The following is a 23005-nucleotide window of genomic DNA, read 5'->3' on the forward strand; positions in this document are numbered from 1 at the left end:
ACCGGCAAGGACGCACCATGGCTCCCAGCAACGACGTTTCTCTCCCGCGCGGCGCAGACCGCATCACCGAGGCCTATGCCTTCGATGATGTGCTGCTTGTGCCCGGCTTTTCCACGGTGCTGCCGGCTGCGGCGAGCACCCGCACGCGGCTGACGCGCACCATCTCGCTCAACATCCCGGTCATTTCCGCCGCGATGGACACCGTCACCGAGGCGCAGATGGCGATCGCCATGGCCCAGCAGGGCGGCATCGGCGTGGTGCACAAGAACCTCTCGATCGAGGACCAGGCCGACCATGTCCGCCAGGTCAAGAAATTCGAGAGCGGCATGGTGGTCAACCCGCTCACCATCCATCCCGAGCAGACCCTGGCCGAGGCGCAGGCGCTGATGGCGCAGCACCGGATTTCCGGCGTTCCCGTGGTCGAGCGCGGCACCAACCGCCTTGTCGGCATTCTCACCCATCGCGACGTCCGCTTCGCGACCGACCCCGCCGCCCGTGTCCACGAACTGATGACGCGGGATAACCTTGTCACCGCCCCGGCGAACGTGGCGCCCGAGGTTGCCCGCTCGCTGCTGCACAAGCACCGGATCGAGAAGCTGCTGGTGGTGGACGAGGCCTATCGCTGCGTCGGCCTGATCACCGTCAAGGACATGGACAAGGCGGAGGCGCATCCGCTGGCCAACAAGGACGAGCTTGGCCGGCTGCGCGTCGCCGCCGCGACCGGCGTCGGCGAGGACGGCGCGCGCCGCGCCGAGGCGCTGATCGCGGCCGGGGTGGATGTCGTCGTGGTCGATACCGCGCACGGCCATTCCGAGGGCGTGCTGCGCGCCGTCGCCCGGATCAAGGAACGCTCGAACGCGGTGCAGATCGTCGCCGGCAACGTCGCCACCCCCGAAGCCGCCGCGGCGCTGATCGAGGCGGGGGCGGATGCGATCAAGATCGGCATCGGGCCGGGCAGCATCTGCACCACAAGGGTCGTCGCCGGCGTCGGCGTGCCGCAATTCTCCGCCGTGATGGAAACCGCCGCCGCCTGCCACGCGGCGGATGTCCCCGCCATCGCCGATGGCGGCATCCGCACCTCGGGCGACGTGGTCAAGGCGCTCGCCGCCGGCGCCGATTGCGTGATGATCGGCTCGCTCCTCGCCGGCACCGACGAGGCGCCCGGCGAGGTGTTCCTCTACCAGGGACGATCCTACAAATCCTATCGCGGCATGGGCAGCCTCGGCGCGATGGCCCGCGGCTCGGCCGACCGCTATTTCCAGCAGGACATCAAGGATTCGCTGAAGCTCGTGCCGGAAGGCATCGAGGGCCGCGTCGGCTACAAGGGGCCGATGGCAGGCGTCGTGCACCAGCTCGTCGGCGGCCTGCGCGCCGGCATGGGCTATACCGGCTGCGCCACGATCGCGGAGCTGCAGACCAAGGCGCAGTTCCGCCGCATCACCGGCGCCGGCCTGCGCGAGAGCCACGTTCATGACGTGGCGATCACGCGCGAGGCCCCGAATTACCGGCAGGACTGAGACTTGACCCCCGCGGGCCGGCTGCAGGCGGCAATCGAGCTGCTGGAGGCGATCGAGACGGATCGCCGCCCAGCCGACGCCATCGCCAACGACTTCCTGCGCACCCGCCGCTTCATCGGCGGCGGCGACCGGCGCGAGATCAGCGAGATCGTCTGGTCGGTGCTGCGCGCCCGCCGCCGGCTCGGCTGGTGGCTCGACCGTGTCGAAGCCGAGCCGACGGCGCGCCTGCTGATCGCCGCGCTGCATGTGCTCACCGGCATGAAGGCACAGCGCGTCGCCGGCCTGTTCGGCGTGATGCGGTTCGCCCCGCCGCCGCTCGACGCCGCCGAGCGCCGCGCGCTCGACCGGCTCGATACCCATACGCTCGATCATCCCTCGATGCCCGAGGCGATCCAGCTGGAAATCCCCGATTTCGCGCTGCCCCTGCTGCGGGAGCGCTTCGGCGACCGGCTGGCGGCCGAATGCGCCGCGATGATGCAGCCCGCGCCGCTCGATCTGCGGGTCAACCTGCTCAAGGCGACCCGCGAGGCGGCGCTGGATGCGCTGGCCGGCGCCGGGCTGAAGGCGGAGATCACGCGGCTCAGCCCGTGGGGCCTGCGCCTCGCCGGCCGGCAGAACGTCACCGTCGCAGCCCCGTTCCGCGACGGGCTGGTCGAAATCCAGGACGAGGGCAGCCAGCTCGTCGCCCTGCTCGCCGGGGCGCAACCGGGCATGCGCGTCGCCGATTACTGCGCCGGCGCCGGCGGCAAGACGCTGGCGATGGCGATGACGATGGCCAACAAGGGACACATCATCGCCTGCGACGTCTCCGCGCCGCGGCTCGATGGCGCGATCCGCCGGCTGCGCCGCGCCGGGGTCCACAATGCCGAGCGCCACCTGCTCGAATCGGGCGACAAATGGGTGAAGCGCCAGGAGAAGAAATTCGACCGCGTGCTGGTCGATGCGCCCTGCACCGGTGCGGGCACCTGGCGGCGCAACCCGGATGCGAGGCTGAAGCTGACCGAGACCGACCTTGCCGAGCTCACGGCGAAGCAGGCGTCGATCCTCGATGCCGCGCAGCGCCTGGTCAAGCCGGGCGGCTGGCTGGTCTATGCCACCTGTTCGGTGCTGCGCCCGGAGAACGAGGCGCAGATCGAGGGGTTTCTCGCCCGCCATCCCGACTTTGCAATTCTCCCGGTCACCGACGGATTGCCGGCCTATCTGCATGGCGACACGCTGCGCCTGTCCCCGGCGCGGGACGGCACCGACGGATTTTTCGCCTGCCGGATGGAGCGGCGTGGATGATCGCGATCCGCCGCGCCCGCACCGCGGATGCGCGCGGCATCGGCGCCGTGCACGTGGAGAGCTGGCGGAGCGCCTATGCCGGCGTCCTGCCGGAACCGGTGCTCACCGGCCTCTCGGCGCCGGACCAGGCCGGATATTACGACCGGGTGATCCGCAGCGGTGCCGTCGTGCATGTGGCGGTCGCCTCCGGTCCCGAACGGCCTGAAGCCGGCCGAAGCGGCGATGTCGTCGCCTTCGTGACCGGGCGGCGGCGCGGCGATGGCGTCGCCGATGCCGAGATCGAGACGCTTTACGTGCTCGACGATTTCCGCGAGCGCGGGCTCGGCCGGCAGCTGCTCACCGCGGCGATGGCGCATCTCGCCGGACGGGGCTGCGCCTCGGCGATCCTGTGGGTCCTGGCCGACAATCCCGCCCGCTGGTTCTACGAGCGCATGGGCGGGCGGCGCGTGGCGGATGGCAGCGTCGAGGTCGGCGGGGTCGACGTGCCGCAGATCGCCTATCGCTGGGACGGGATCGAGCGCTTCATCTGACATCCCTGGCACGGGGATGCGCCGCCTGCCAGACATCCATCAGCCGCGCGGTATCCACCGCGGTGTAGCGCTGGGTGGTCGAGAGGCTGGCATGGCCGAGCAATTCCTGGATCGCCCTGAGATCGGCGCCGTTGGCCAGCAGATGCGTCGCGAAGGAATGGCGCAGCGCATGGGGTGTCGCATGCTCCGGCAGGTTGTTCAGCCGGCGGAAGTCGCGCAGCCGGCGCTGCACCACGCCGGGATTGAGCCGCCCGCCGCGCGCACCGAGAAAAAGCGGCGACTCGGGCGCGGGTGCGGGGTGATGCCGCAGCCAGGCGGCGATTTCCCGCCGCAGCACCGCCAGCAGCGGCACGATCCGCTGCCGCCCGCCCTTGCCGCGAACCACGAGCGGCGCGCCGTCCGGCGGCAGATCGCCGATATCGAGCCCCAGCGCCTCGTGGATGCGCAGCCCGGCGCCATAGAGCAGCGCCATCAAGGCCGTGTCGCGCGCCGCAAGCGCCGGGCTTGCCGCATCGTCGCCGAGGCTTTCGACCACGGCGACGGCATCCGGCGCGCTCAGCGCGCGGGGCAGGGGGCGGCGTGCTCGGGGCGTGCGCAGCAGGAAGGGCGCCTCGTTGACGATGCCGTGGCGGCGGCGAAGCCAATGGAAAAAGCTGCGCACCGCGGAGAGTTTCTTCGCCCGCGTCGCGTTGCCGATGCCATCGGCGGCGTCCCTCGCCAGCCAGGCCCGGAAATCCGCAAGGCTCAGCGCCGCGAGATCGGCCCCTGCGGGCTCGGCGCCGATATGCCGGCTGACGAAGCCGACAAATCCGGCGAGATCCGCGCCATAGGTCGACACGGTGAGCAGTGCGGCCCGCCGCTCGCCGGCCAGGTGGCCGAGAAAGCCGAGGCGCAGCGCCTCGGCCGTGGTCCTGCCGGCCTCAGCCGCCGGCCCGTCTGGTGGCGAGTCCGACATTGACGATCCCGGATTTGCGTACGGTGTCCATCACCTGCATCAGACGCTGGTAACGGATATCCTTGTCGCCGGCGATGACGACATCGACATTCCGCTTCGCCGCGAGAACCTGGCCGAGATAGTCGCGCAGCCCCGCCAGGGTAACCACCTGGTTCTTCACATGCAGCGCGCCGGCGGCGTCGATCATCACCACCACCTGGGCGGGCTTGAGTTCCTTCGCCGTCTGCGCGCCCGGCAGCTTCAGCGCGACGCCGGAATCGGGGATCATCTTCAGCACGATCATCACGAAGAACACGAGCAGGAACATCATGATGTCGATCATCGGCACGATTTCGAGCCGCGGGCGTTCGCGCTCGATGAGGTCGCGGCGGCGGCGCATCGCTCAGACCCGCGCCACGCCGGCGGCGCGGCGTTTCGGCGCGTCCTCGGCCGCATCGTCACCGGCGAGGCCGCGCCCGTGCAGCCGGTTGATCAGCACCACCTTGATGAGTTCGAGCTGCTGCACGATCCGGCGGGTCAGGTTGTTGAAATAGTTGACGAGATAGACCGCGATGATGGCGATCAGCAGGCCGGCGCCGGTCGAGACCAGCGCATCCGCGATCCCGCCCGTCACCTTCGCCGGGCCGCCATTGCTCGACAGCACGTCGAAGGCCTGGATCATGCCGATGATCGTGCCGAACAGGCCGAGCAGCGGGGCGATCGTCACCGCGGTGTCGAGAATCCAGAGCCCGCGGGTGATCCGCGGCATCGCGTCCATGATCTCTTCCTCGAGATGGTTGTCGAGCTCGTCGGCGGTTTCACCGCGCGAGGCGAGGGCGGTGGCGATGAGGTGGCCTTGCAGCGTCGTGCCGTGGCGCGCGGCGAGGTCGCGCAGCCCGGCCGGATTGCCGTATCCCACCGCGCGCAGCGCGGCATGGATGCGCCGCCCGGCGCCGAGCGTGCGCGTGAGCAGCCAGAACCGTTCGAGCCCGACCACGATCGTCACCAGCAGCAATACCGGCATCACCGCCAGCAGGCCGCCCGTCATCATGACCAGACGGACGATTTCATTCATCGGCTCAGCTCCTCGTTCATCCTGCCCCGCGCTGGCGCGCCGCCGGGGCGGTTCAATCCTATAGCCGCAATCCGCGCGGGGGCGAAAACCCGCCCGCCGATCTCAATCCCGACCATCGCTCTAGCCGCGAACGCGGATCTGGATGGGCACCGCGAAACTCTTGTCGGCGGTGCCGGGGAAGGGCGGGAAATGATGCTGCCGCACCGCATCGAGTGCGGCGCGATCGATCAGCGGGTTGCCGCTGCTGCGGTAGATCCGTGCTGAGAGCAGCTTTCCATCCGGGGCGAGGGTGAATTCGATGAACGCGATGCCGCGAACGCCGAGCATGCGCATCGTCTGCGTGACATGCACCTCGCGCTGCAACGGTGCGCGCAGGCTGGCGGCGTATTGCGCGAAATCGAAAGCCGGCTGCGGCGGCGGCGTCTTCGCCTTCGGCGGCGGCGCGGGATGCGGCACCGGATGGGGAACCGGGTGTTGCTTCGGCGCCGGGCGCGGCGGCGGCGGGCGATGCACCACTTTCGGCAGCGGCCTCGATAGCGGTTTGGGGGGCGGCATCGGCGATGGCGCGGGCGGTGGCGGCAGCGGTGCGGGTTGCGGCGGCGGCGGGACCGGCGGCGGCGGCACCGGCAGCGGCGGGGGCGGCGGCTGCACCGGCTTGGGTGGCAGCGGCAAGGGCGGCGCGAGCCGGACCAGGTGCACGGTGGTCGCCGGGACGATGGGCGTGCGGTAGCGCGGCAGGTGCCGGGCGGCGTAGAGCGCGCCGGCGGCGATCAGCCCGACCAGCGCGAGCCCCGCCGCCGTTGCGCGCGGCAGGCCAAGCTCGTCCGGCCGCCAGGAGCGGGCGGCGCCGTTCGTCGTCGCCCCCTCCGTCGTCATGCGCGGCTCGGGTGCTGGTCCGGGTTGCTGGTCACGCCCCTGTCTTCGGGGGGCGGCCCAGGGCTGTCAAGGCGCCGCTCCGGCCTCGATGCGGCGGCCGAGCCGTCCGGCGAGATCGCAGATGAACTGCCACGCCACCCGCCCCGACCGCGCTCCCCGCGTCACCGACCATTCCACCGCCTCGGCATGCAGGGTTTCGGTGTCGACATCGAGGGCGAACGCCTTCGCATACCCCTCGATCATGGCGAAGAAGGTCTGCTGATCACAATTGTGAAAGCCGAGCCAGATGCCGAACCGGTCCGAGAGCGACACTTTCTCCTCGGTCGCTTCCGAGGCGTGGATCGCGGTGCTGCGCTCGTTCTCGATCATGTCGCGCGGCATCAGGTGCCGCCGGTTCGAGGTCGCGTAGAACAGCACGTTGTCCGGCCGGCCCTTGATCCCGCCATCGAGCACCGATTTCAGCGCCTTGTAGTCGGCATCCTCGCGCTCGAAGCTGAGATCGTCGCACAGGATCAGGCACTGGCGGGGCTGGCCGCGCAGGATGTCGAGCAGCGCGGGCAGGGTGGCGATGTCCTCGCGATGGATCTCGATCAGCGCGAGGCTGCCGGGATAGGCCCGATTCGCCGCCGCATGCGCGGCCTTCACCAGCGAGGACTTGCCCATCCCGCGCGCCCCCCACAGCATCGCGTTGTTGGCCGGCAGGGCGCGGGCGAAGCGCAGCGTGTTCTCGGTCAGGATGTCCTTCTGCCGCTCCACGCCCTGCAACAGCCCGATCGGCACGCGCGAGACCTGCTCCACCGGCTCCAGCGCCGCGCGCTCGGGATGCCAGACATAGGCATCGTGCGCGGTCACCTCGGCCGCCGGCGGCGGCGGCGGGGCGAGGCGGTCGAGCGCATCGGCGATGCGGGCGAGCAGGTCGTGTGTCGGCTGGTCCATGACGTCTCCTCAGGCAGGCCCCGCGCGGCTTGACGGGGCGGGCGTGCAAACTATGGTCCCGCCCGAGCAAGGACAAGCTTCACCACAGCAGATCGGGATATTCCGCATGTTCATCGCCACCGCCTACGCTGCCGGACAGTCATCGCCATCGGACATCACGGCGGCGGTGATCAATTTCGCACCGCTGGTGCTGATCGTCATCGTCTTCTACTTCATCCTGATCCGCCCGCAGCAGCAGCAGGCCAAGGCCCAGAAGGCGCGGCTCGCCTCGATCCGCCGCGGCGACAAGGTGGTGACCGGCGGCGGCATTGTCGGCCAGGTGGTCAAGGCGCTGGACGGCGCCGAGGAAATCGAGGTCGACATCGCCCCCAATGTCCGCATCACCGTGCTGCGCAGCACGATCAGCAACGTGCTGACCGATTCGAAGCCGGCCGAGACCAAGGCGGCCGAGCCGAAGAAGAAGTAGGCGCCGCAAACGGCAACGGCCCCGGAGCGAAACTCCGGGGCCGCGAATATCGTCAGGCTTTGCCCGGCCTCAGCCCAGCAGATGCGCGGCGTGGGCGTAGTTGGCCAGATTGTCGAGCCAGTTCTGGATATAGTCCGGCCGGCGATTGCGGAAATCGAGATAGTAGGAGTGTTCCCACACATCGAGGCCGAGCAGCGGCTTGCCCTCGCCCGTCGCGACCGGGTTGGAGCCGTTCGGCGTCTTGGTGACGGCGAGCTTGCCGCCCGGGGTCAGGATCAGCCAGGCCCAGCCCGAGCCGAACTGGGTGGTGCCGGCGGTCTTGAACGCGTCCTTGAACTGCGCGACGCCGCCGAAATCCTCGACGAGCTTCGCCTCCAGCCGGCCCGGCAGCTTGCCGCCATCGGTGGGCGACATGCACTGCCAGAACAGGTTGTGGTTCCAGTGTTGCCCGGCATTGTTGAACACCGGCGCGAGATCGGCCTTGTTGTAGGTGAAGGCGACGATCTCCTCCAGGCTCTTGCCCTGCAGGTCGGCGTTCTTCTCGACGAAGCCGTTCAGCGCCGTCACATAGGCCTGATGGTGCTTGCCGTGGTGAAGTTCGAGCGTTTCCTGGCACATGCCATGCGCGGCAAGGGCTGCGTGCGCATACGGCAACGCGGGGAGTTCAAAGGCCATGGGGCATCTCCGATCCGGTTTGGGCTTCTGTTTCGGCGCCGGCACGGGGCGTGCCGACCGCTCGCACGGTAGCTATGGTCCGGCCCTGCCAGCGTCAAGCATCGAAAGAGTTTCGCAATGACCGAACCCGACCTCGCCGCCCTTCTCCGCCGCGTTGATCCGGACCGTTTTCTCGGCGCGATCTTCGCCCCGCCGGAAGCACGGCGCTGGCTGTTCGTGCTCTACGCCTTCAACCACGAGCTGGCCCGCGCGCGCGAGGTGGCGAGCCAGCCGCCGCTGGCGCTGATCCGGCTGCACTGGTGGCGCGAGGTGGTGGAAGGGGCCGAGCGCGCCCATCCGCTGGCCGCTTCCCTCCGCGCCGGCCTCGCCGGGGGCATCTTTTCCGCCGCCGCGCTGACCGCGCTGATCGATGCGCGCGAGGCCGAGGCCGAACCGATTCCCGACCGCGCCGCCTTTCTCGCCTATGCGCGCGGCACGGCGGGCGGGCTGGCGCGGAGTGCCGGCACGGTGCTTGGCGTGACCGATTTCGATGAGCTGGCGGCGCTGGAGGATCTCGGCACCGGCTATGGCATTGCCGGCATTCTCCGCGCCGCCCCGGCACTTGCAGCCGCCGGGCGCGACCTGCTGCCGCAGGACGGCACCGATCCCGCATCCCTGCGCGAGGATGCCGCCCGCCTGCTGCGCCGCCGGGCGCCGCGCCAGGGCCTCGCCGCCGCCCTGCCGGCGGTGCTCGCCCGTCGCGACTTGCGCGACCTGCTCGCCCGTCGCGATCTGCATCGCCCCGCCGGCCCGGCGCCGCGTGGCCTTGCCGACCGGATCGCCGTCATTTTCGCCGGGCTGACCGGGCGCTGTTGAGCCGCACCCCTCGCCCCCGCGCGGCGCAGGTGATATGACGCCGGCATGACTGACACGACCGACCAGACCGAAGGGCCAAGCGGCCAGGTGCCCGTGACGATCGAGCAGGAGATGCGCCGCTCCTATCTCGATTACGCCATGTCCGTGATCGTCTCGCGCGCCCTGCCGGATGCGCGGGACGGGCTGAAGCCGGTGCATCGCCGCATCCTCTACGCCATGCAGGAATCGGGCAACACGCCGGACAAGCCCTATCGCAAATCCGCCCGCATGGTCGGCGATGTCATGGGCAAGTATCACCCGCATGGCGACGCCGCGATCTATGACGCCGCGGTCCGCATGGCCCAGGGCTTCTCGATGCGGGTGCCGCTGATCGACGGCCAGGGCAATTTCGGCTCGGTCGACGGCGATCCGCCGGCAGCGATGCGCTACACCGAGGCCCGCCTCGCCGATGCCGCGATGGCGCTGCTCGCCGATATCGACAAGGACACGGTCGATTTCCAGCCGACCTATGACGAGAGCGACAGCGAGCCCCGCGTCCTGCCCGCCGCCTTCCCGAACCTGCTGGTCAATGGCGGCAACGGCATCGCCGTCGGCATGGCGACCAACATTCCCCCCCACAATCCCGCCGAGATCATCGACGCGACGCTGCATCTCATCGCCCAGCCGGAGGCGACGCTGGATGATCTGATGCGGATCGTCCCCGGCCCGGATTTCCCGACCGGCGGCATCATTCTCGGCCGCTCCGGCATCCGCAGCGCCTTCGAGACCGGCCGTGGCGGCATCGTCGTGCGCGCGCGGACCGTCATCGAGGAAATCCGCAAGGACCGCATGGCGATCATCGTCGGCGAGCTGCCCTACCAGGTGAACAAGGCGACCCTGCTCGAACGCATCGCCGAGCTGGTGCGGGCCAAGGAAATCGAGGGCATCGCCGACCTGCGCGACGAGAGCGACCGCGAGGGCATGCGGATGGTGATCGAGCTGAAGCGCGACGCCACGCCGGAAATCGTGCTCAACCATCTCTACCGCTTCACCCAGATGCAGACCGGCTTCGGCATCAACATGCTCGCCCTCGATGGCGGCCGGCCGCGCCAGCTCGGCCTGCGCGATGCGCTGGACTGCTTCATCACCTTCCGCGAGGACGTGATCCTCCGCCGCTCGCGCTTCGAGCTGAACAAGGCGCGCGACCGGGCGCACCTGCTGGTCGGGCTCGGCATCGCGGTGGCGAATATCGACGCGGTGATCGCGCTGATCCGCGCCGCCCCGGACGCCGCCTCCGCCAGAGCCGCCCTGATGGCGCGGGACTGGCCGGCCGGCGATGTCCGCCCGCTGCTCGAACTGATCGACGATCACGGCAACCAGATCTCGCCGGATGGCACCGTGCGCCTGACCGAGGCGCAGGCCCGCGGCATTCTCGAACTGCGCCTCCAGCGCCTGACCGGGCTCGAACGCGAAAAGATCCAGTCCGAACTCGCCGAGGTCGGCCGCCGCATCGGCGAGCTGCTCGAAATCATCGCCTCCCGCCCGCGCCGGCTCGAGGTGATGCGCGACGAGCTGATCGCCATCCGCGCGCGCATCGCCGCCCCGCGCCTGACCAGCATCGAGGACAGCGTCGCCGACCAGGACGATGAAAGCCTGATCGAGCCCGGCCAGATGGTCGTCACCATGACGCGCGACGGCTTCATCAAGCGCACCCCGCTCGAATCCTTCCGCGCCCAGAACCGCGGCGGCCGCGGCCGCGCCGCCGCCTCGATGCGCGGCGACGACGTGATCACCCGCAGCTTCAACGCCCATACCCACCAGTTCGTGCTGTTCTTCAGCCAGGGCGGCAAGGCGTTCCGCGAAAAGGTCTGGCGCCTGCCCGAATCGGCGCCGGCGGCGAAGGGCAGGGCGATCGTCAACATCCTGCCCGAGCTGAACGGCGACGCCGTCACCGCCGTGCTGCCGCTGCCGCAGGATGAAAGCCTGTGGAACGACCTGCACCTCGTCTTCGCCACCGCCTCGGGCAATGTGCGGCGCAATCGCCTCGCCGATTTCCGCAACGTGCGCTCGACCGGCCTGATCGCGATGAAGCTCGACGAGGGCGACCGCCTGATCGGCGTCGCCACCTGCCGCGAGGGCGACGACGTGTTCCTCGCCACCCGCCAGGCCCGCTGCATCCGCTTCCAGATCACCGACGAGACCCTGCGCGTCTTCGCCGGCCGCGACTCCAGCGGCGTGCGCGGCATCCGCCTCGGCGCCGGCGACGAGGTGATCTCGCTCTCCGTGCTCCGCCATGTCGAGGCGAATGTGGACGAGCGCGCGGCCTACCTGAAATACGCCGCCGCCCAGCGCCGCACCGGCAGCGAGGAGCCCGAGGCCGATGCCGTGGAAAACGACGAGGCGGCGGCCGACATCCAGCTCGCCCCCGAGCGGATCGCCGAGCTGCAATCGGCCGAGGAAATGCTCCTCACCGTCACCACCGGCGGCTTCGGCAAGCTCTCCTCGGCCTATGAATACCGCGTCACCGGCCGCGGCGGGCAGGGCATCGGCAATATCGCGCTCGCCGCGCGCAATGGCCGCGCGGTTGCCGCGAGCTTCCCCGTCCGGCCGGGCGACGACATCATGCTGGTGACCGACCAGGGCAAGCTGATCCGCGCGCCGGTCGATCAGGTGCGCATCACCGGCCGCCAGGCGATGGGTGTCACACTCGTGCGGGTCGAGAAAGATGAGCAGGTGACCAGCGTTTTCCCGGTCATCGACGATGGCGAGGAGGAAGGCTTGGAGGAACGGGATGCGTGAGGGCGGCTTGGTCGGGCTGTATCCGGGAACCTTCGATCCGATCACCAACGGACATCTCGACATCATCGGCCGCGCCGCGCAGCTCTGCGCGAAGCTGGTCATCGGTGTCGCGCGCAACGCCGGCAAGGGGCCGCTCTTCCCCACCGACGAGCGGGTCGAGATGGCGCGCGCCGAGATTGCGCCGATCGCCGCGCGCACCGGCACCGTGATCGACGTCCAGCCGTTCGACTCGCTGCTGATCGGCTTCGCCCAGCAGGTCGGCGCACAAGTGATCGTGCGCGGCTTGCGCGCGGTCTCCGACTTCGATTACGAGTTCCAGATGGCCGGGATGAACGCACGGCTCGACCAGCAGATCGAAACCATCTTCCTGATGGCGAGTGAGCGGCACCAGTTCATCTCCTCGCGCTTCGTGAAGGAAATTGCCCAGCTGGGCGGCGACATCTCGAGCTTCGTTCCGAAACTGACCTTGGAGAGGACCCTTCGCCGGGTTGGCAGACCATGATCATCAGACGCCGCACGCTATTAGCCGCCGCCGCATCCACCCCTCTTGCCGGAGTTTTCATGTCCGAATCCGCTTCCGCCGCCAGCCCGTCGAACACCATCCACCTGACGCTGCCCTTCGGCGTCGTCACGATCGAGCTGCGCCCCGACCTCGCGCCGAAAACCTGCGAGCAGATCCGCACGCTGACCGCCCGCGGCTTCTATGACGGCTGCGAGTTCTTCCGCGTGATCGCCGGCTTCATGGCGCAGACCGGCGACCCGTCCAACACCGGCACCGGCGGCAGCAACCTGCCCAACGTCCCCGCCGAGTTCACCGACAAGGCGAAGTTCCTGACCGGGTCTCTCGGCATGGCCCGCACCGCCGACCCCAATAGCGGCAACAGCCAGTTCTTCATCTGCTTCGCCCCCGCCGCCTGGCTCGACGGGCAATACACGCTGTTCGGCCAGGTCACCGCGGGGATGGACTTCGTCGACCAGATCAAGAAGGGCCAGGGCCAGAGCGGCCGCGTCACCGACCCGACCAAGATCATCAAGATGGAACTCGCCGCGTAATACCGGCAATCCGTCTCAGCCTCTTGACGAACCCCGCCGGAATTGGTCTTTCCGGCGGGTCATCTGGTGAGAGCCCGTAGCTCAGTTGGTAGAGCACGAGACTTTTAATCTTGGGGTCCAGGGTTCGAATCCCTGCGGGCTCACCATGACCCACACGGCGCGGAGAGCCTCTCCTTGAGCTATATCGAGCAGGTCCTCCTGACGAAACCGTGCTGAGCTGGACGCATCTCCACTGGTTCGTCTATCTGCGCGGGATGTTCACCATTGTCATCGCCTTTGCCCTCATCGTGGCGGGCGGCGTGGCATCCCCCCGTTCGGCGACGATCCTGCATTTCGCGGCGGCGGCGGCGTTCCTCCTCGGCTGCTGGCTGCTGTTCGTCGCCTGGCTTCGGCGCATGTCGACCGAGCTTGCGGTCACCGACCGGCGGGTGATCCACAAAAGCGGCATTTTCGGCCGCACCACGCATGAGATGAGCCTGGACAAGGTCGAGAGCGTCGAGGTCCGCCAGTCCCTGGCCGGCCGCCTGTTCAATTACGGCACGGTGATTGTGCGCGGCACGGGGTCCACCTGGGAACCATTCCCGCGCATTGCCGACCCGCTGGTCTTCCGCAGCAGCATCACCGCCGCCTGATCCGGCATTTCAGGCGGCGTTCGCCGAATCGATCACCACCAGCAATCCGCCGGCGAGCGGCGAGGGGGTGCGGTCGGCCGGCAGCGTCGCCGCCATCCGCATGTTGTCCCGTGCTTCGGTCTCCTGCTCCCGGTCCAGCACGCCGTGGCGATCGAGAAAGCGGTTCATTGCCGCCGAGATCCGCACGCATCCCTGCGAGGCCGGTTGCCCGAGGCGCGGCTCCAGCAGGTCGGGATCGGTCGCATGCACCAGCAGCCGGATCTCGCCGGTCTCGCCATCGCGCCGCCAGCCTTTTTCCGCCACCCGCCAGCCGAAATCCCAGACCCGCATGCCCTTGATGCCAAGCCCGCGCACATGGTTTTCGTTGAATGTGCCAAGCGCGCGGTAGTCGAGAATTTCCGTCGTGTGGGCGAACACGCCGACCGGGGTGATAAAGTATCCGCGCCGCCCGGATTGCCCGGTCGAGACCGCGTCGCAGCCGACCACCCGCCACGATTCCGACGGGGCGGCGGCGACGAGGCAGAGTCGTTGCACGCTGTGATCGCGATTGACGACGACAATGAGCTGCGGCCGGGTCAGGCTGACACCCGCGCGCGCCAGCGCGCCCTGCGTCGCCGCAATCCAGGCGGCGGCGGCGGCGGGTGCGGGGAGGGTGGCGCGCGGCACATCGCGCGCCAGCGCCGCCCGTGTCTTTGCGGTCTCGGCATCGAAGATCATGCCCGCGGTGCCGCGCGCCGGCTCTGGGCGTGGCAGCGCCGTCCGAAGCGCCGGACGCGCGCAGCCTGCCAGCACGACCGCCAGCGCCAGCCATATTCCGGTGCGCAACCGTCTCATCATGCCCTCCGCCGCAGCCTCGATGCCGAACATGAGCCAGACGAAGTGCATCGGTCATTGATCCAGCGCAGCCCCCTGTTTGACCGGCGCGATCCGCGGCATTAGAGCATCATCCGATCAGATGGAATCATCTGATCGGATAAAGATGCTCTAATTATCAAAAAGATAGAGCACGACATCCGATCCGGATGGATCGGAACGTGCTCTAGAGCATCATTCGATCAGATGGAATCATCTGATCGGATAAAGATGCTCGACTTATCAATATGCTAGAGCACTACATCCGATCCAATCGGATCGGAACGTGCTCTAGAGCGTCATCCGGTTGATCATCAATGGTATTTCCAGTCCATCGGGCGCGATCATCCGATCGGTCGATGGTCTGGCCATCGCAGGCTGCTTCCCACCTTGCGCCACATCGCGCGGGCGGGGCCTGGCCACGTCGAGGGATTTGTCTTTTGCGTGAACCAAAACTTTTCGCCGGTGCCCGAATCAGGCTGATCCGCGAGCAGCGCGGCCTGCAGCAGCGCGATGTCGCCCGCCAGCTCGGCCTGTCGCCAAGCTACATGAACCAGATCGAGAACGACCGGCGGCCGGTGCCCTCGCGCCTTGCCGCACCGCTCTGCGATCTCCTCGGCATTCCGCCGGCCGAGCTGTCCGGCGATGACGAGGTCCGCCGCGCCGGCGACCTGCTCGAAGCCGCCCTCGACCCCGCCCTCGGCCCCGGCCGGCTGACCTTCGCCGAGGCCCGCGTCGCGGTGCGCGACACGCCGGAACTCGCCCGCCGCTTCATCGCCCTCTATGCCGCCTACCGCTCGCTGCAAACCCGCGTCGCGCGCGATACCGCCCTCGGGCGCGAGGAACCCGGCCCCTTGCCGCCCTATGACGAGGTGCGCGACTGGGTGCAGTCCGAGCGGAACTACTTCCACGAGATCGACCTCGCGGCAGAGCGCCTCGCCGCCGACATTCACCCGGCGCTCGGCCACGAATCTGCGGCACTCGAACATCATCTGGCCACCGCGCACCGGATCGAGGTCGTGCTCTCGGCCAATCTCCTGCCCGACGGCATTCTCTGGCAGATCGACCGGCGCAACCGCCGGCTGCTGATCGCCGAGGAAATGCGGCTCGAAACCCGCCGGTTCTCCCTCGCCCATGTGATCGGCCTGCTCAGCCATGGAAAGCTGATCTCGCGCCTGGTCGAGCGGGCGAAATTCTCTTCCGATGCGGCGCGCGGCATCGCCCGCGTCGCGCTGGCCAATTATTTCGCCGGCGCGCTGATCATGCCCTATGGCGGCTTTCTCGCCGAGGCGGAGGCCGAGCGATACGACATCCAGCGCCTGCAAATCCGCTTCCAGGCGAGTTTCGAGCAGGTCTGCCACCGGCTCAGCACGTTGCAGCGGCCGGGCGCGCAGGGAATTCCGTTCTTCTTCCTCAAGACCGATGTGGCCGGCAACGTGCTCAAGCGCAGTAGCGCCACGCGCTTCCGCTTCGACCGTTTCGGCGGCCCGTGCCCGCTCTGGAATGTCTACCAGGCGTTTTCGCAGCCGGGAAAAATCTCGGTCCAGCTCGCCCAGCCGCCGGGCGAGACCACCTATATCAGCATCGCCCGCACGGTCGGCGGCGGCGGCACGTCCTACCTCGCGCGGCCGCGCGCCGTCGCGGTCGGTCTCGGCTGCGAGATCCAGTATGCGCCCCGGATCGTCTACGCCGCCGGGCTCGATCTCGACCGGCCGGGTGCCATCGACCCGATCGGCCCCGGCTGCCGCTCCTGCCTGCGGGTTTCCTGCCGGCATCGCGCCATGCCGCCGATCGATGGCACGATCGATGTCGGCACCGCCGAGCGCGGCGTGGTGCCCTACCGGGTCAGCCGCCCGTTGCCCGGCGGCTGACGCCATCTGGCCGCGGGAGGCGGCCTCGACTATCAGAACCGGATGACGAACCCCGGCATTTCCGCGCGTTCCGCCGCCGCGTTGCGGATCGCCTCGCTTCGCCTTGCCGATTTCCGGTCCTACGCCCGGCTCGACTGGCAGCCCGGCGGCAAGATCGTCGCCCTTGCCGGGCCGAACGGCGCGGGCAAGACCAATCTGCTCGAAGCCGTTTCGCTGCTCGCGCCGGGCCGGGGCCTGCGGGGGGCGCGCCTCGCCGAGCTGGCCCGCCATACGCCGGGCGCCGCCGGCGGCTGGGCCGTTGCCGCGCGGCTGGAGGGCAAGGAGGGCGGATTCGCGATCGGGACAGGTATCGAGGCGGGGCAGGGGGATCGTCGGCGCCTGCTGCTGGATGGCGAACCGGTGCCGGCTTCGCGCCTCGCCGCCCGGTTTTCCTGCCTCTGGCTCACCCCGCAGATGGACCGGCTGTTCACCGAGGGGGCATCATCCCGCCGCCGGTTTCTCGACCGCCTGGTGCTCGCCCTCGAACCGGCCCATGCCAGCGAGGTCGCTGCCTTCGAATCCGCCTCGGCCAACCGCAACCGGCTGATCGAGGCCGGGCGGTACGACCCGCTCTGGCTCGCCACGATCGAGGATTCGATGGCCCGCCACGCCGCCGCACTCACCGCGTCCCGGCTCTACGTCATCGAGCGGCTCAACGCGCTGCTCGCCGCCGGCACCGCCGATCCGTTCCCCGCCGCGCGCCTGTCGCTCGACTGCCCGATCGGCGCCGAACTCGCGCGCCGCCCGGCGCTGGAGGTCGAGGAGTGGCTGCGCGCCCGCTATGCCGCCTCGCGTGCCGAACCGGTCGCCGCGATCTCGCCGCAGCGCGCCGATCTCGGTCTCGCGCAGGCGGCGAGCGGCCTCGTCGCGGCGCTGGCCTCGACCGGGCAGCAACGCGCGATGCTGGTGTCGATCGTTCTCGCGCATGTGGCGCTGGTCGCCTCCGCCCGGGGCACGGCGCCGGTGCTGCTGCTCGACGAGCCGTTCGTGCATCTCGATGCCGCGCACCGGATGGCACTCGGCGATGCCCTGCAGCGCGGGGAGGCGCAGGTGTTCTGCACCGCGACCGAGCGCGAGCAGTTCGCCGCCCTCGGCGATGCCGCGATCTGGACGGTCGGCGAGGGCGGTCTTCGCCGCGATTGAGGCATTGGTGCAAGAGGATGGCGCCCCTCGCGCATCAACAGCGCTCTGCCCTAGAGCATCATCCGATCAGATGGAATCATCTGATCGGATTAAGATGCTCTGGTTATCAGTAAGATAGAGCACGACATCCGATCCTGATGGATCGGAACGTGCTCTAATCGGGCTTCGGTCAGATCGCCGCCAGCAGGCGCCGCGCCTCCTGCGCATCGGCCACGATCTGCGCCCGCAGCGCGTCGAAATCGGCGTAGCGCCGCTCCTCGCGGATGAAATGGTGCAGCGAGACGGTGATATCCTGGCCGTAGAGATCGCCGGCGAAGTCGAACAGATGCGCCTCCAGCCGCGAGATCGCGCCCTCCGCCACGGTCGGGCGGCGCCCGATATTGGCGACGCCCTTGACCCTGCTGCCGTCCTTGAGCCGCACCGTCACCGCATAAACGCCGCGTGCGGGTTCCAGATGCCGGCCGAGTGCGACGTTGGCGGTGGGAAAGCCGATCGTCCGCCCCCGCGCGTCGCCATGCGCGACCACGCCGCGAATCGCGTGCGGCCGGCCGAGCAGTGCGGCGGCGCGTTCCGGATAGCCATCCTGCAACAGCCGGCGGATCCGGCTGGAGGAAATCGGGCCCTCGGCATCATCCAGATGCGGCACGACCGTGAGGCCGATGCCATGCAATTCCGCGGTCTCGCGCAGCAGGGCGACATCGCCGCCCCGGCGGTGGCCGAAGGCGAAATCCGCGCCGCATGCCAGATGCGCCGCGCCGATGCCGCGATGCAGCACCTCGCCGATGAATGCCTCGGCGCTCAGCTGCGAGAAGGCGCGATCGAAGCTGAGTTCATAGAGAAAATCGATCCCCTCTTCTTCCAGCGCCGCCGCCCGCTCGGCCTCCAGCATCAGCCGGAACGGCGGGTCCTCGGGGCGGAAGAACTCCCGCGGGTGCGGCGCGAAGGTGAGCACGGCGCGCGGCGAATCCGGCCGTGCCGCGTGTGCCGCGCGCAGCACTTCGATATGGCCGCGATGCATCCCGTCGAAATTGCCGAGTGCCACCGAAGCGCCGCGCGCGTCCGCGGGAATCGCCGTCCAGTCGTGGAAGACGCGGATCATTCGGCGGCGCGCTTCTCGTTCTGCGCCACGGCGACGACGGCCTCGGAAGGCGGGATCACCACCGCCTCGCCCTCGATCACCACCTTGCCGCGGACGAAGCACCGCGTGCGCATCGTCGCCCGCCGCTTCTCGTGATCGAGCGAGGCGACCTCGACCTCGGCGGTGACGGTATCGCCGATCCGCACCGGCGCGCGAAACCGCATCGACTGGGTAAGATAGATCGTGCCCAGCCCCGGCAGCACCGTGCCGAGCACGGCCGAGATCAGGCTGCCGCACAGCATCCCATGCGCGACCCGCCCCTTGAACAGCGTCTCGTCGGCCAACTCCTGGTTCAGGTGAACCGGGTTGGTATCCATCGATACCGCCGAAAACAGCAGGATATCGGCCTCGGTGATGGTTTTTCCGAGCGCGGCGGTCTGGCCGGGCTGGAGCTGATCGAAGGGGACGCAGCTGGGCATGGGACCTCCCGTCGCGGGTCAAGCTATCGCGATGCACAAAGCGCCGGATCGGGGCGCCGGGTCAAGGCCCCCGGTCAAGGCTCTGGTCAAGGCTCCCGCTCAAGGCCCCGGATCAAGGCCCCGGGTCAACGCTCCGGGTCAACGCTCCGGGTCAACGCTCCGGATCAAGGCTCTGGGGCTGGATGGCGCAGATAGGCGAGCAGCCGGGTTTCCCGCCGCCCGCGGGTCACCGTGTCGAGGATGACGCCGGTGGTCAGGCTCAGCGCGCCGGCGAGGACGATGCCGGTCGCCAGCACCGCGGTCGGCAGGCGCGGCACGAGGCCGGTGCGCAGATACGTCACGATGACCGGGGCGATGAGCACGGCAGCGGCCAGAAACGCCGCGAGGCCGAGCGCGCCGAAAAAGGCCAGCGGCCGCTCGTGCCGCAGCAGCCGCAGGATCAGCCGGAGGATGCGCCAGCCATCGCTCCAGGTTCGCAGCTTGCTGGCCGATCCCGCCGGGCGCGGGCGGTATTCGCCCTCGACATGGGCGATCGGCAGCGCGAGTTCGAGCGCGTGGACCGCAAGCTCGGTCTCGATGTCGAACCCGGTCGCCAGCACCGGGAAGGATTTCACGAAGCGGCGCGACAGCACCTTGTAGCCGGAGAGCATGTCCTCGACCCGGTCGCCGAAAATGGCGCGGACCGCCCCGGTGAGCAGGTGGTTGCCGAACCGGTGGCCGCTGCGATAGGCGGCGGCATCGGTCTCGCGCCGCACACAGTTGACGAGGTCGTACGGCCCGCGCCGCGCGAGCGCGATCATCGCCGGGGCCAGGGTGGCGTCATAGGTGTCGTCGCCATCCGCCATGACATAGAGATCGGCCTGGATGTCGCGGAACATCCGCCGCACCACGTATCCCTTGCCCTGCAAGCTCTCCTGACGAACGATCGCGCCCGCTTCGCGCGCGATCGCGGCGGTATCGTCGGTCGAATTGTTGTCGAAAACATAGATCTCCGCACCCGGCAAGGCGTCGCGGAACGCGCGGATGACAGCGCCGATCGCCGCCGCCTCGTTGTGACAAGGTAGGAGAACCGCGATCTTCGGCTCCGTCATCGTGATCCAGCTCCGTATTGGCGGGCTCCGGTGTAGCCGCCGTGGTGCTGCCGGTAAACCGGGATGTCGGCCGGTTTGGCCTTGGGCGGGGCCGCAGCTACAGTAAGGATGCGCATGTGACCCGCGCAGCTGAAAGGACGCAAGATGCGAAGCCTGGTCCGTTTTCTGTCCCTCGCGCTGGTGGTCGTGGCGATCGTCTGGCTCGGGCTGTGGTGGTATGCCGAAAGCCGCCTTGCCCTGGCGGTGGACCAGGTGGCCACCGTGCTGCGCTCGCATGGCTGGACGGTCACGCGCGGCGCGATCACCCGCGGCACCTCGCCGCTCCGGGCCGAGGTTCTGGTGAGCAGGCTGCGCCTCACGCCGCCCGTCGCGAACGGCCCGGCGCCGACGATCGGGATTCCCGCGCTGGACCTGATGGTGCGTCCCGGCACGCCGTTCACGCTGAACCTCACCCCCGCATCGACATGGCGTCTCGCGCTGGTCGATGGCCCTTCGGCGACGCTGCATTTCGGCAGCATCGCCGCCGCCGAGCAATTCGATCCGGCCGCGCTGCTCCAGGGATCGGACAATCCGCTTCGCGCCGGCAGCTTCCACGCGACCGATCTCAGGATCGACAGCCAGAACACCAACTTCACCCTGCTCAGCATCGCGGCGATCTCCGTCACCACCACCCGCAACCCACGCGCCGGCACCGCCGAGACCGCGTTTTCCCTCCACGAAAAGCTGTCCGGGCTGGCGCTGTCGCCGATCTTCACCACGCTGGGCGACCTGCCCTTCGGCGGCAAGCTCGGCCGGCTCAGCCTCGATCTTGCCGTCTCCGGCCCCGCCGCCGAACTGCCGGCCGGGCTTGCCGGCGCCTTCGCCCCCACCATCGCGGGCCCGGCCGGGCAGACAAGCGCCGTGGCCCCGGCAGATTTCATGGCGCTCTGGCAGCAAGCGGCCCCGGCGCTGCATCGCTGGGCGCAGGATGGCGGGCATGGCAGCCTCGGTGTCCGGCTTGCGGTCGGCCCGCTCGATGCCACCGGCAAGGGTGAGTTCGGCTTCGATTCCCGCGTCCAGCCGCGCGGCCGGATGCACCTGGTCGCCGATGGGTTCGGTGCTGCGCTCGGCACGATCTCGACCCATTATCCGGGTCTCGTCGGCGGCATCAGCGCGCTCACCGCAGCCGCGTCGCCCTTTCTGGTCCGCGGGCCGAAAGGCAGCCAGCGCCTCGCCGTCACCTTCGGTCTGGCTGATGGCAAGCTGACCGCGAACAGCACCGACCTCATGACGGTGCCGCCCCTGGCCTGGCCCGCGCCGCCGCCGCCGACCGCCGGAGCGCCGAAACCGAAGGGCTGAGACGTGACCGATCTCGCCCCCGACGACGAGGCCGGCCCGATGCTGCCGCCGCACCGGATGCGCCTGACCGCGCTGATCGTCGCCACGGCGCTGTTCATGCAGAATCTCGACGGCACCATCGTGGCCACCGCCCTGCCGGCGATGGCAAAGAGCTTCCACGCCGATCCGCTGCACATGAGCCTCGCGCTCACCTCCTACCTGATCGCGCTCGCGGTCTTCATCCCCGCCTCCGGCTGGGTTGCCGACCGCTTCGGCAGCCGGACGGTGTTCCGGGCGGCGATTGTCGTCTTCACCCTCGGGTCGATTTTCTGCGGCCTGTCGCAGAGCCTGGGCGAACTGATCGCGGCGCGCATTTTCCAGGGGCTCGGCGGGGCGATGATGGTGCCGGTCGGCCGGCTGCTGCTGCTCCGGTCGGTCCGCCGGCGCGACATGATCGCGGCCACGTCGTGGCTCACCATGCCGGCCCTGCTCGGCCCCATCATCGGCCCGCCGCTCGGCGGCTTCATCGTCACCTATCTCTCCTGGCGCTGGACCTTCGACATCAACGTGCCCATCGGCCTGATCGGCATCGTCGCGGTGACCCGGCATATCCGCGAGGTGAGGGACGAGGCGGAGGCCGGCCGGCTCGATCTTGCCGGCCTGGTCTGGAGCGGCCTTGCCATGGCGCTGCTGATGGCCGGCTTCGAGACGATCGGCCGCGGCATCATTCCCCTGCGCTGGAGCCTCTTGTGCTTCGCCGGCGGCGTGGCGGCCGCACTCGCCTATGTCCGGCATGCGCGCCACCATCCGCACCCGGTGCTCGACCTGACGCTGATGCGGATCGACACGTTCGCGAACTCGACGATCGCCGGCAGCCTCTTCCGCGTGCTGGCCGGCGCCATGCCGTTCCTGCTGCCGCTGATGCTCCAGCTCGGCTTCGGCGACACCGCGGCGAAATCCGGCACGATCACCTTCGCCGCGGCCATCGGCGCGCTGGCGATGAAGCCGCTGGCCGAGCCGGTCCTCCGCCGCCTCGGCTTTCGCGTGGCGATGATGCTGTTCGGCGGCCTCGCGGTGGTCTTCACCGCTGCCTGCGCGGCGTTCCGGCCCGGCTGGCCGGAACTCGGGCTCGACGCGGTGCTGCTGGTCGGCGGCGTGTTCCGCTCGTTGCAGTTCACCGCCCTCAACACCATCGCCTATGCCGATGTGCCGCGCAGCCGGATGAGTGCCGCGACGAGCTTCTACGCCACGTTCCAGCAGATCACCCTGACCCTCGGCATATCGGTTGCCGCCGGGGCGCTGGAATTCACCACTTCACTGGCCGGGCACACCGAACCCGCGATCGCCGATTACGGCTGGGCCTTCCTCATCGTCAGCGCCATCGGCGCGCTCTCGGTGCCGGTCTGTGCCCGGCTCTCGCCGGGGGCGGGCGAGGCGCTGAGCGGTCACGCCGCAGCTTCACCGGCGATTGACGCGAACCCGGCGCCGCGCCAGTAACGCGGTATCGCAAGCGGAAACGGATCT

23 protein-coding genes and 1 tRNA gene are annotated in these 23005 nt (G+C 69.3%); 14 read left to right on the forward strand and 10 right to left on the reverse strand.

The window, feature by feature from the left end; genetic code table 11:
- The first annotated feature begins 17 nt into the window (after positions 1-17).
- From guaB to B7Z76_RS08225, 3 genes are read left to right on the forward strand one after another with little or no spacing between them, the layout of a single operon-like run.
- Positions 18-1517, forward strand: a complete 1500-nt coding sequence (guaB, locus tag B7Z76_RS08215; RefSeq protein WP_174504636.1) for an IMP dehydrogenase — start codon at positions 18-20, stop codon at positions 1515-1517.
- Between the two features lie 3 nt (positions 1518-1520).
- On the forward strand, positions 1521-2801 hold the full coding sequence (locus tag B7Z76_RS08220) for an RsmB/NOP family class I SAM-dependent RNA methyltransferase (RefSeq protein ID WP_291343268.1): 1281 nt from the start codon (positions 1521-1523) through the stop codon (positions 2799-2801).
- Entirely contained in the window at positions 2798-3331 is a 534-nt protein-coding gene (locus tag B7Z76_RS08225; RefSeq protein ID WP_291343270.1) for a GNAT family N-acetyltransferase, read from the forward strand. Before B7Z76_RS08220 ends, B7Z76_RS08225 begins: the two co-directional genes overlap by 4 nt.
- On the opposite strand, the gene B7Z76_RS08230 is transcribed toward B7Z76_RS08225, so the two are convergent.
- From B7Z76_RS08230 to B7Z76_RS08250, 5 genes are all read right to left on the reverse strand, one after another.
- Positions 3324-4286, reverse strand: coding sequence for a tyrosine recombinase XerC (locus B7Z76_RS08230; RefSeq protein WP_174504639.1), 963 nt, complete (start codon positions 4284-4286; stop codon positions 3324-3326). The genes B7Z76_RS08225 and B7Z76_RS08230 overlap by 8 nt on opposite strands.
- Positions 4252-4665, reverse strand: a complete 414-nt coding sequence (locus B7Z76_RS08235; protein WP_174504640.1) for a biopolymer transporter ExbD — start codon at positions 4663-4665, stop codon at positions 4252-4254. The genes B7Z76_RS08230 and B7Z76_RS08235 overlap by 35 nt, the downstream gene beginning before the upstream one ends.
- A gap of 3 nt (positions 4666-4668) precedes the next feature.
- Positions 4669-5340 carry a MotA/TolQ/ExbB proton channel family protein gene (locus tag B7Z76_RS08240; RefSeq protein ID WP_174504641.1) on the reverse strand — a complete coding sequence of 224 codons (672 nt, stop codon included), beginning with the start codon at positions 5338-5340 and terminating at the stop codon, positions 4669-4671.
- Between the two features lie 120 nt (positions 5341-5460).
- Entirely contained in the window at positions 5461-6216 is a 756-nt protein-coding gene (locus B7Z76_RS08245) for an energy transducer TonB (protein WP_174504642.1), read from the reverse strand.
- 66 nt (positions 6217-6282) lie between these two features.
- Entirely contained in the window at positions 6283-7152 is an 870-nt protein-coding gene (locus tag B7Z76_RS08250) for an ATP-binding protein (protein WP_174504643.1), read from the reverse strand.
- A gap of 106 nt (positions 7153-7258) precedes the next feature.
- On the opposite strand from B7Z76_RS08250, the gene yajC reads away from it, so the two are divergent.
- Positions 7259-7618 carry a preprotein translocase subunit YajC gene (gene yajC / locus B7Z76_RS08255; protein WP_174504644.1) on the forward strand — a complete coding sequence of 120 codons (360 nt, stop codon included), beginning with the start codon at positions 7259-7261 and terminating at the stop codon, positions 7616-7618.
- A 69-nt stretch (positions 7619-7687) separates the two neighbouring features.
- Here the strand turns inward: yajC and B7Z76_RS08260 are convergent, their stop codons facing one another.
- Complete coding sequence (locus B7Z76_RS08260; protein WP_174504645.1) at positions 7688-8293, reverse strand: superoxide dismutase; 606 nt, start codon at positions 8291-8293, stop codon at positions 7688-7690.
- Between the two features lie 117 nt (positions 8294-8410).
- Here B7Z76_RS08260 and B7Z76_RS08265 point away from each other — a divergent pair, with 117 nt between their 5' ends.
- The 6 genes from B7Z76_RS08265 to B7Z76_RS08290 all read left to right on the forward strand — a co-directional run bounded on the left by B7Z76_RS08265 (position 8411) and on the right by B7Z76_RS08290 (position 13611).
- On the forward strand, positions 8411-9148 hold the full coding sequence (locus B7Z76_RS08265) for a squalene/phytoene synthase family protein (protein ID WP_291343278.1): 738 nt from the start codon (positions 8411-8413) through the stop codon (positions 9146-9148).
- Positions 9149-9193: 45 nt separating this feature from the next.
- Positions 9194-11926: a DNA gyrase subunit A gene (gyrA, locus tag B7Z76_RS08270; RefSeq protein WP_174504647.1), complete on the forward strand. Its 2733-nt coding sequence runs from the start codon at positions 9194-9196 to the stop codon at positions 11924-11926.
- The gene (coaD, locus tag B7Z76_RS08275; RefSeq protein WP_291343280.1) at positions 11919-12428 is read left to right on the forward strand and encodes a pantetheine-phosphate adenylyltransferase; all 510 of its coding nucleotides are present in this window, start codon (positions 11919-11921) and stop codon (positions 12426-12428) included. Before gyrA ends, coaD begins: the two co-directional genes overlap by 8 nt.
- Positions 12425-12979 (forward strand): peptidylprolyl isomerase, encoded by a 555-nt coding sequence (locus tag B7Z76_RS08280; protein WP_174504649.1) that lies wholly within the window; start codon positions 12425-12427, stop codon positions 12977-12979. Before coaD ends, B7Z76_RS08280 begins: the two co-directional genes overlap by 4 nt.
- A 70-nt stretch (positions 12980-13049) precedes the next feature.
- Positions 13050-13125 (forward strand) — tRNA-Lys (locus B7Z76_RS08285).
- Between the two features lie 63 nt (positions 13126-13188).
- The gene (locus tag B7Z76_RS08290) at positions 13189-13611 is read left to right on the forward strand and encodes a PH domain-containing protein (protein WP_291343282.1); all 423 of its coding nucleotides are present in this window, start codon (positions 13189-13191) and stop codon (positions 13609-13611) included.
- A gap of 9 nt (positions 13612-13620) precedes the next feature.
- On the opposite strand, the gene B7Z76_RS08295 is transcribed toward B7Z76_RS08290, so the two are convergent.
- Positions 13621-14496: a hypothetical protein gene (locus B7Z76_RS08295; protein WP_291343284.1), complete on the reverse strand. Its 876-nt coding sequence runs from the start codon at positions 14494-14496 to the stop codon at positions 13621-13623.
- A 407-nt stretch (positions 14497-14903) separates the two neighbouring features.
- Between B7Z76_RS08295 and B7Z76_RS08300 the strand changes: the two genes are divergently transcribed.
- Both B7Z76_RS08300 and recF read left to right on the forward strand, forming a co-directional pair.
- Complete coding sequence (locus tag B7Z76_RS08300) at positions 14904-16334, forward strand: short-chain fatty acyl-CoA regulator family protein (protein ID WP_291343285.1); 1431 nt, start codon at positions 14904-14906, stop codon at positions 16332-16334.
- A 42-nt stretch (positions 16335-16376) separates the two neighbouring features.
- Positions 16377-17516, forward strand: a complete 1140-nt coding sequence (gene recF / locus B7Z76_RS08305; protein ID WP_291343287.1) for a DNA replication/repair protein RecF — start codon at positions 16377-16379, stop codon at positions 17514-17516.
- 169 nt (positions 17517-17685) lie between these two features.
- Here recF and B7Z76_RS08310 read toward each other — a convergent pair whose 3' ends face one another.
- The 3 genes from B7Z76_RS08310 to B7Z76_RS08320 all read right to left on the reverse strand — a co-directional run bounded on the left by B7Z76_RS08310 (position 17686) and on the right by B7Z76_RS08320 (position 20164).
- Positions 17686-18615 carry a bifunctional riboflavin kinase/FAD synthetase gene (locus B7Z76_RS08310; protein ID WP_291343289.1) on the reverse strand — a complete coding sequence of 310 codons (930 nt, stop codon included), beginning with the start codon at positions 18613-18615 and terminating at the stop codon, positions 17686-17688.
- Positions 18612-19073 carry a MaoC family dehydratase gene (locus tag B7Z76_RS08315; protein ID WP_174504655.1) on the reverse strand — a complete coding sequence of 154 codons (462 nt, stop codon included), beginning with the start codon at positions 19071-19073 and terminating at the stop codon, positions 18612-18614. Before B7Z76_RS08315 ends, B7Z76_RS08310 begins: the two co-directional genes overlap by 4 nt.
- Positions 19074-19237: 164 nt before the next feature.
- The gene (locus B7Z76_RS08320) at positions 19238-20164 is read right to left on the reverse strand and encodes a glycosyltransferase family 2 protein (protein ID WP_371808640.1); all 927 of its coding nucleotides are present in this window, start codon (positions 20162-20164) and stop codon (positions 19238-19240) included.
- Between the two features lie 144 nt (positions 20165-20308).
- Between B7Z76_RS08320 and B7Z76_RS08325 the strand changes: the two genes are divergently transcribed.
- Together B7Z76_RS08325 and B7Z76_RS08330 are read left to right on the forward strand one after the other, a co-directional pair.
- Positions 20309-21502 (forward strand): DUF2125 domain-containing protein, encoded by a 1194-nt coding sequence (locus tag B7Z76_RS08325; protein ID WP_291343291.1) that lies wholly within the window; start codon positions 20309-20311, stop codon positions 21500-21502.
- Positions 21503-21541: 39 nt separating this feature from the next.
- Complete coding sequence (locus B7Z76_RS08330; protein ID WP_174504956.1) at positions 21542-22978, forward strand: MFS transporter; 1437 nt, start codon at positions 21542-21544, stop codon at positions 22976-22978.
- Positions 22979-23005 lie beyond the last annotated feature (27 nt).

This window comes from Acidiphilium sp. 20-67-58, from assembly GCF_002255515.1.
Lineage (GTDB): Bacteria > Pseudomonadota > Alphaproteobacteria > Acetobacterales > Acetobacteraceae > Acidiphilium.

Coding starts and splice junctions, on each gene's coding strand:
- guaB (WP_174504636.1), top strand. CDS start 18: ATGGCTCCCAGCAACGACGTTTCTCTCCCGCGCGGCGCAGACCGCATC.
- B7Z76_RS08225 (WP_291343270.1), top strand. CDS start 2,798: ATGATCGCGATCCGCCGCGCCCGCACCGCGGATGCGCGCGGCATCGGC.
- B7Z76_RS08230 (WP_174504639.1), bottom strand. CDS start 4,286: ATGTCGGACTCGCCACCAGACGGGCCGGCGGCTGAGGCCGGCAGGACC.
- B7Z76_RS08235 (WP_174504640.1), bottom strand. CDS start 4,665: ATGCGCCGCCGCCGCGACCTCATCGAGCGCGAACGCCCGCGGCTCGAA.
- B7Z76_RS08240 (WP_174504641.1), bottom strand. CDS start 5,340: ATGAATGAAATCGTCCGTCTGGTCATGATGACGGGCGGCCTGCTGGCG.
- B7Z76_RS08245 (WP_174504642.1), bottom strand. CDS start 6,216: ATGACGACGGAGGGGGCGACGACGAACGGCGCCGCCCGCTCCTGGCGG.
- B7Z76_RS08250 (WP_174504643.1), bottom strand. CDS start 7,152: ATGGACCAGCCGACACACGACCTGCTCGCCCGCATCGCCGATGCGCTC.
- yajC (WP_174504644.1), top strand. CDS start 7,259: ATGTTCATCGCCACCGCCTACGCTGCCGGACAGTCATCGCCATCGGAC.
- B7Z76_RS08260 (WP_174504645.1), bottom strand. CDS start 8,293: ATGGCCTTTGAACTCCCCGCGTTGCCGTATGCGCACGCAGCCCTTGCC.
- B7Z76_RS08265 (WP_291343278.1), top strand. CDS start 8,411: ATGACCGAACCCGACCTCGCCGCCCTTCTCCGCCGCGTTGATCCGGAC.
- gyrA (WP_174504647.1), top strand. CDS start 9,194: ATGACTGACACGACCGACCAGACCGAAGGGCCAAGCGGCCAGGTGCCC.
- coaD (WP_291343280.1), top strand. CDS start 11,919: ATGCGTGAGGGCGGCTTGGTCGGGCTGTATCCGGGAACCTTCGATCCG.
- B7Z76_RS08280 (WP_174504649.1), top strand. CDS start 12,425: ATGATCATCAGACGCCGCACGCTATTAGCCGCCGCCGCATCCACCCCT.
- B7Z76_RS08295 (WP_291343284.1), bottom strand. CDS start 14,496: ATGCACTTCGTCTGGCTCATGTTCGGCATCGAGGCTGCGGCGGAGGGC.
- recF (WP_291343287.1), top strand. CDS start 16,377: ATGACGAACCCCGGCATTTCCGCGCGTTCCGCCGCCGCGTTGCGGATC.
- B7Z76_RS08310 (WP_291343289.1), bottom strand. CDS start 18,615: ATGATCCGCGTCTTCCACGACTGGACGGCGATTCCCGCGGACGCGCGC.
- B7Z76_RS08315 (WP_174504655.1), bottom strand. CDS start 19,073: ATGCCCAGCTGCGTCCCCTTCGATCAGCTCCAGCCCGGCCAGACCGCC.
- B7Z76_RS08320 (WP_371808640.1), bottom strand. CDS start 20,164: ATGACGGAGCCGAAGATCGCGGTTCTCCTACCTTGTCACAACGAGGCG.
- B7Z76_RS08325 (WP_291343291.1), top strand. CDS start 20,309: ATGCGAAGCCTGGTCCGTTTTCTGTCCCTCGCGCTGGTGGTCGTGGCG.
- B7Z76_RS08330 (WP_174504956.1), top strand. CDS start 21,542: ATGCTGCCGCCGCACCGGATGCGCCTGACCGCGCTGATCGTCGCCACG.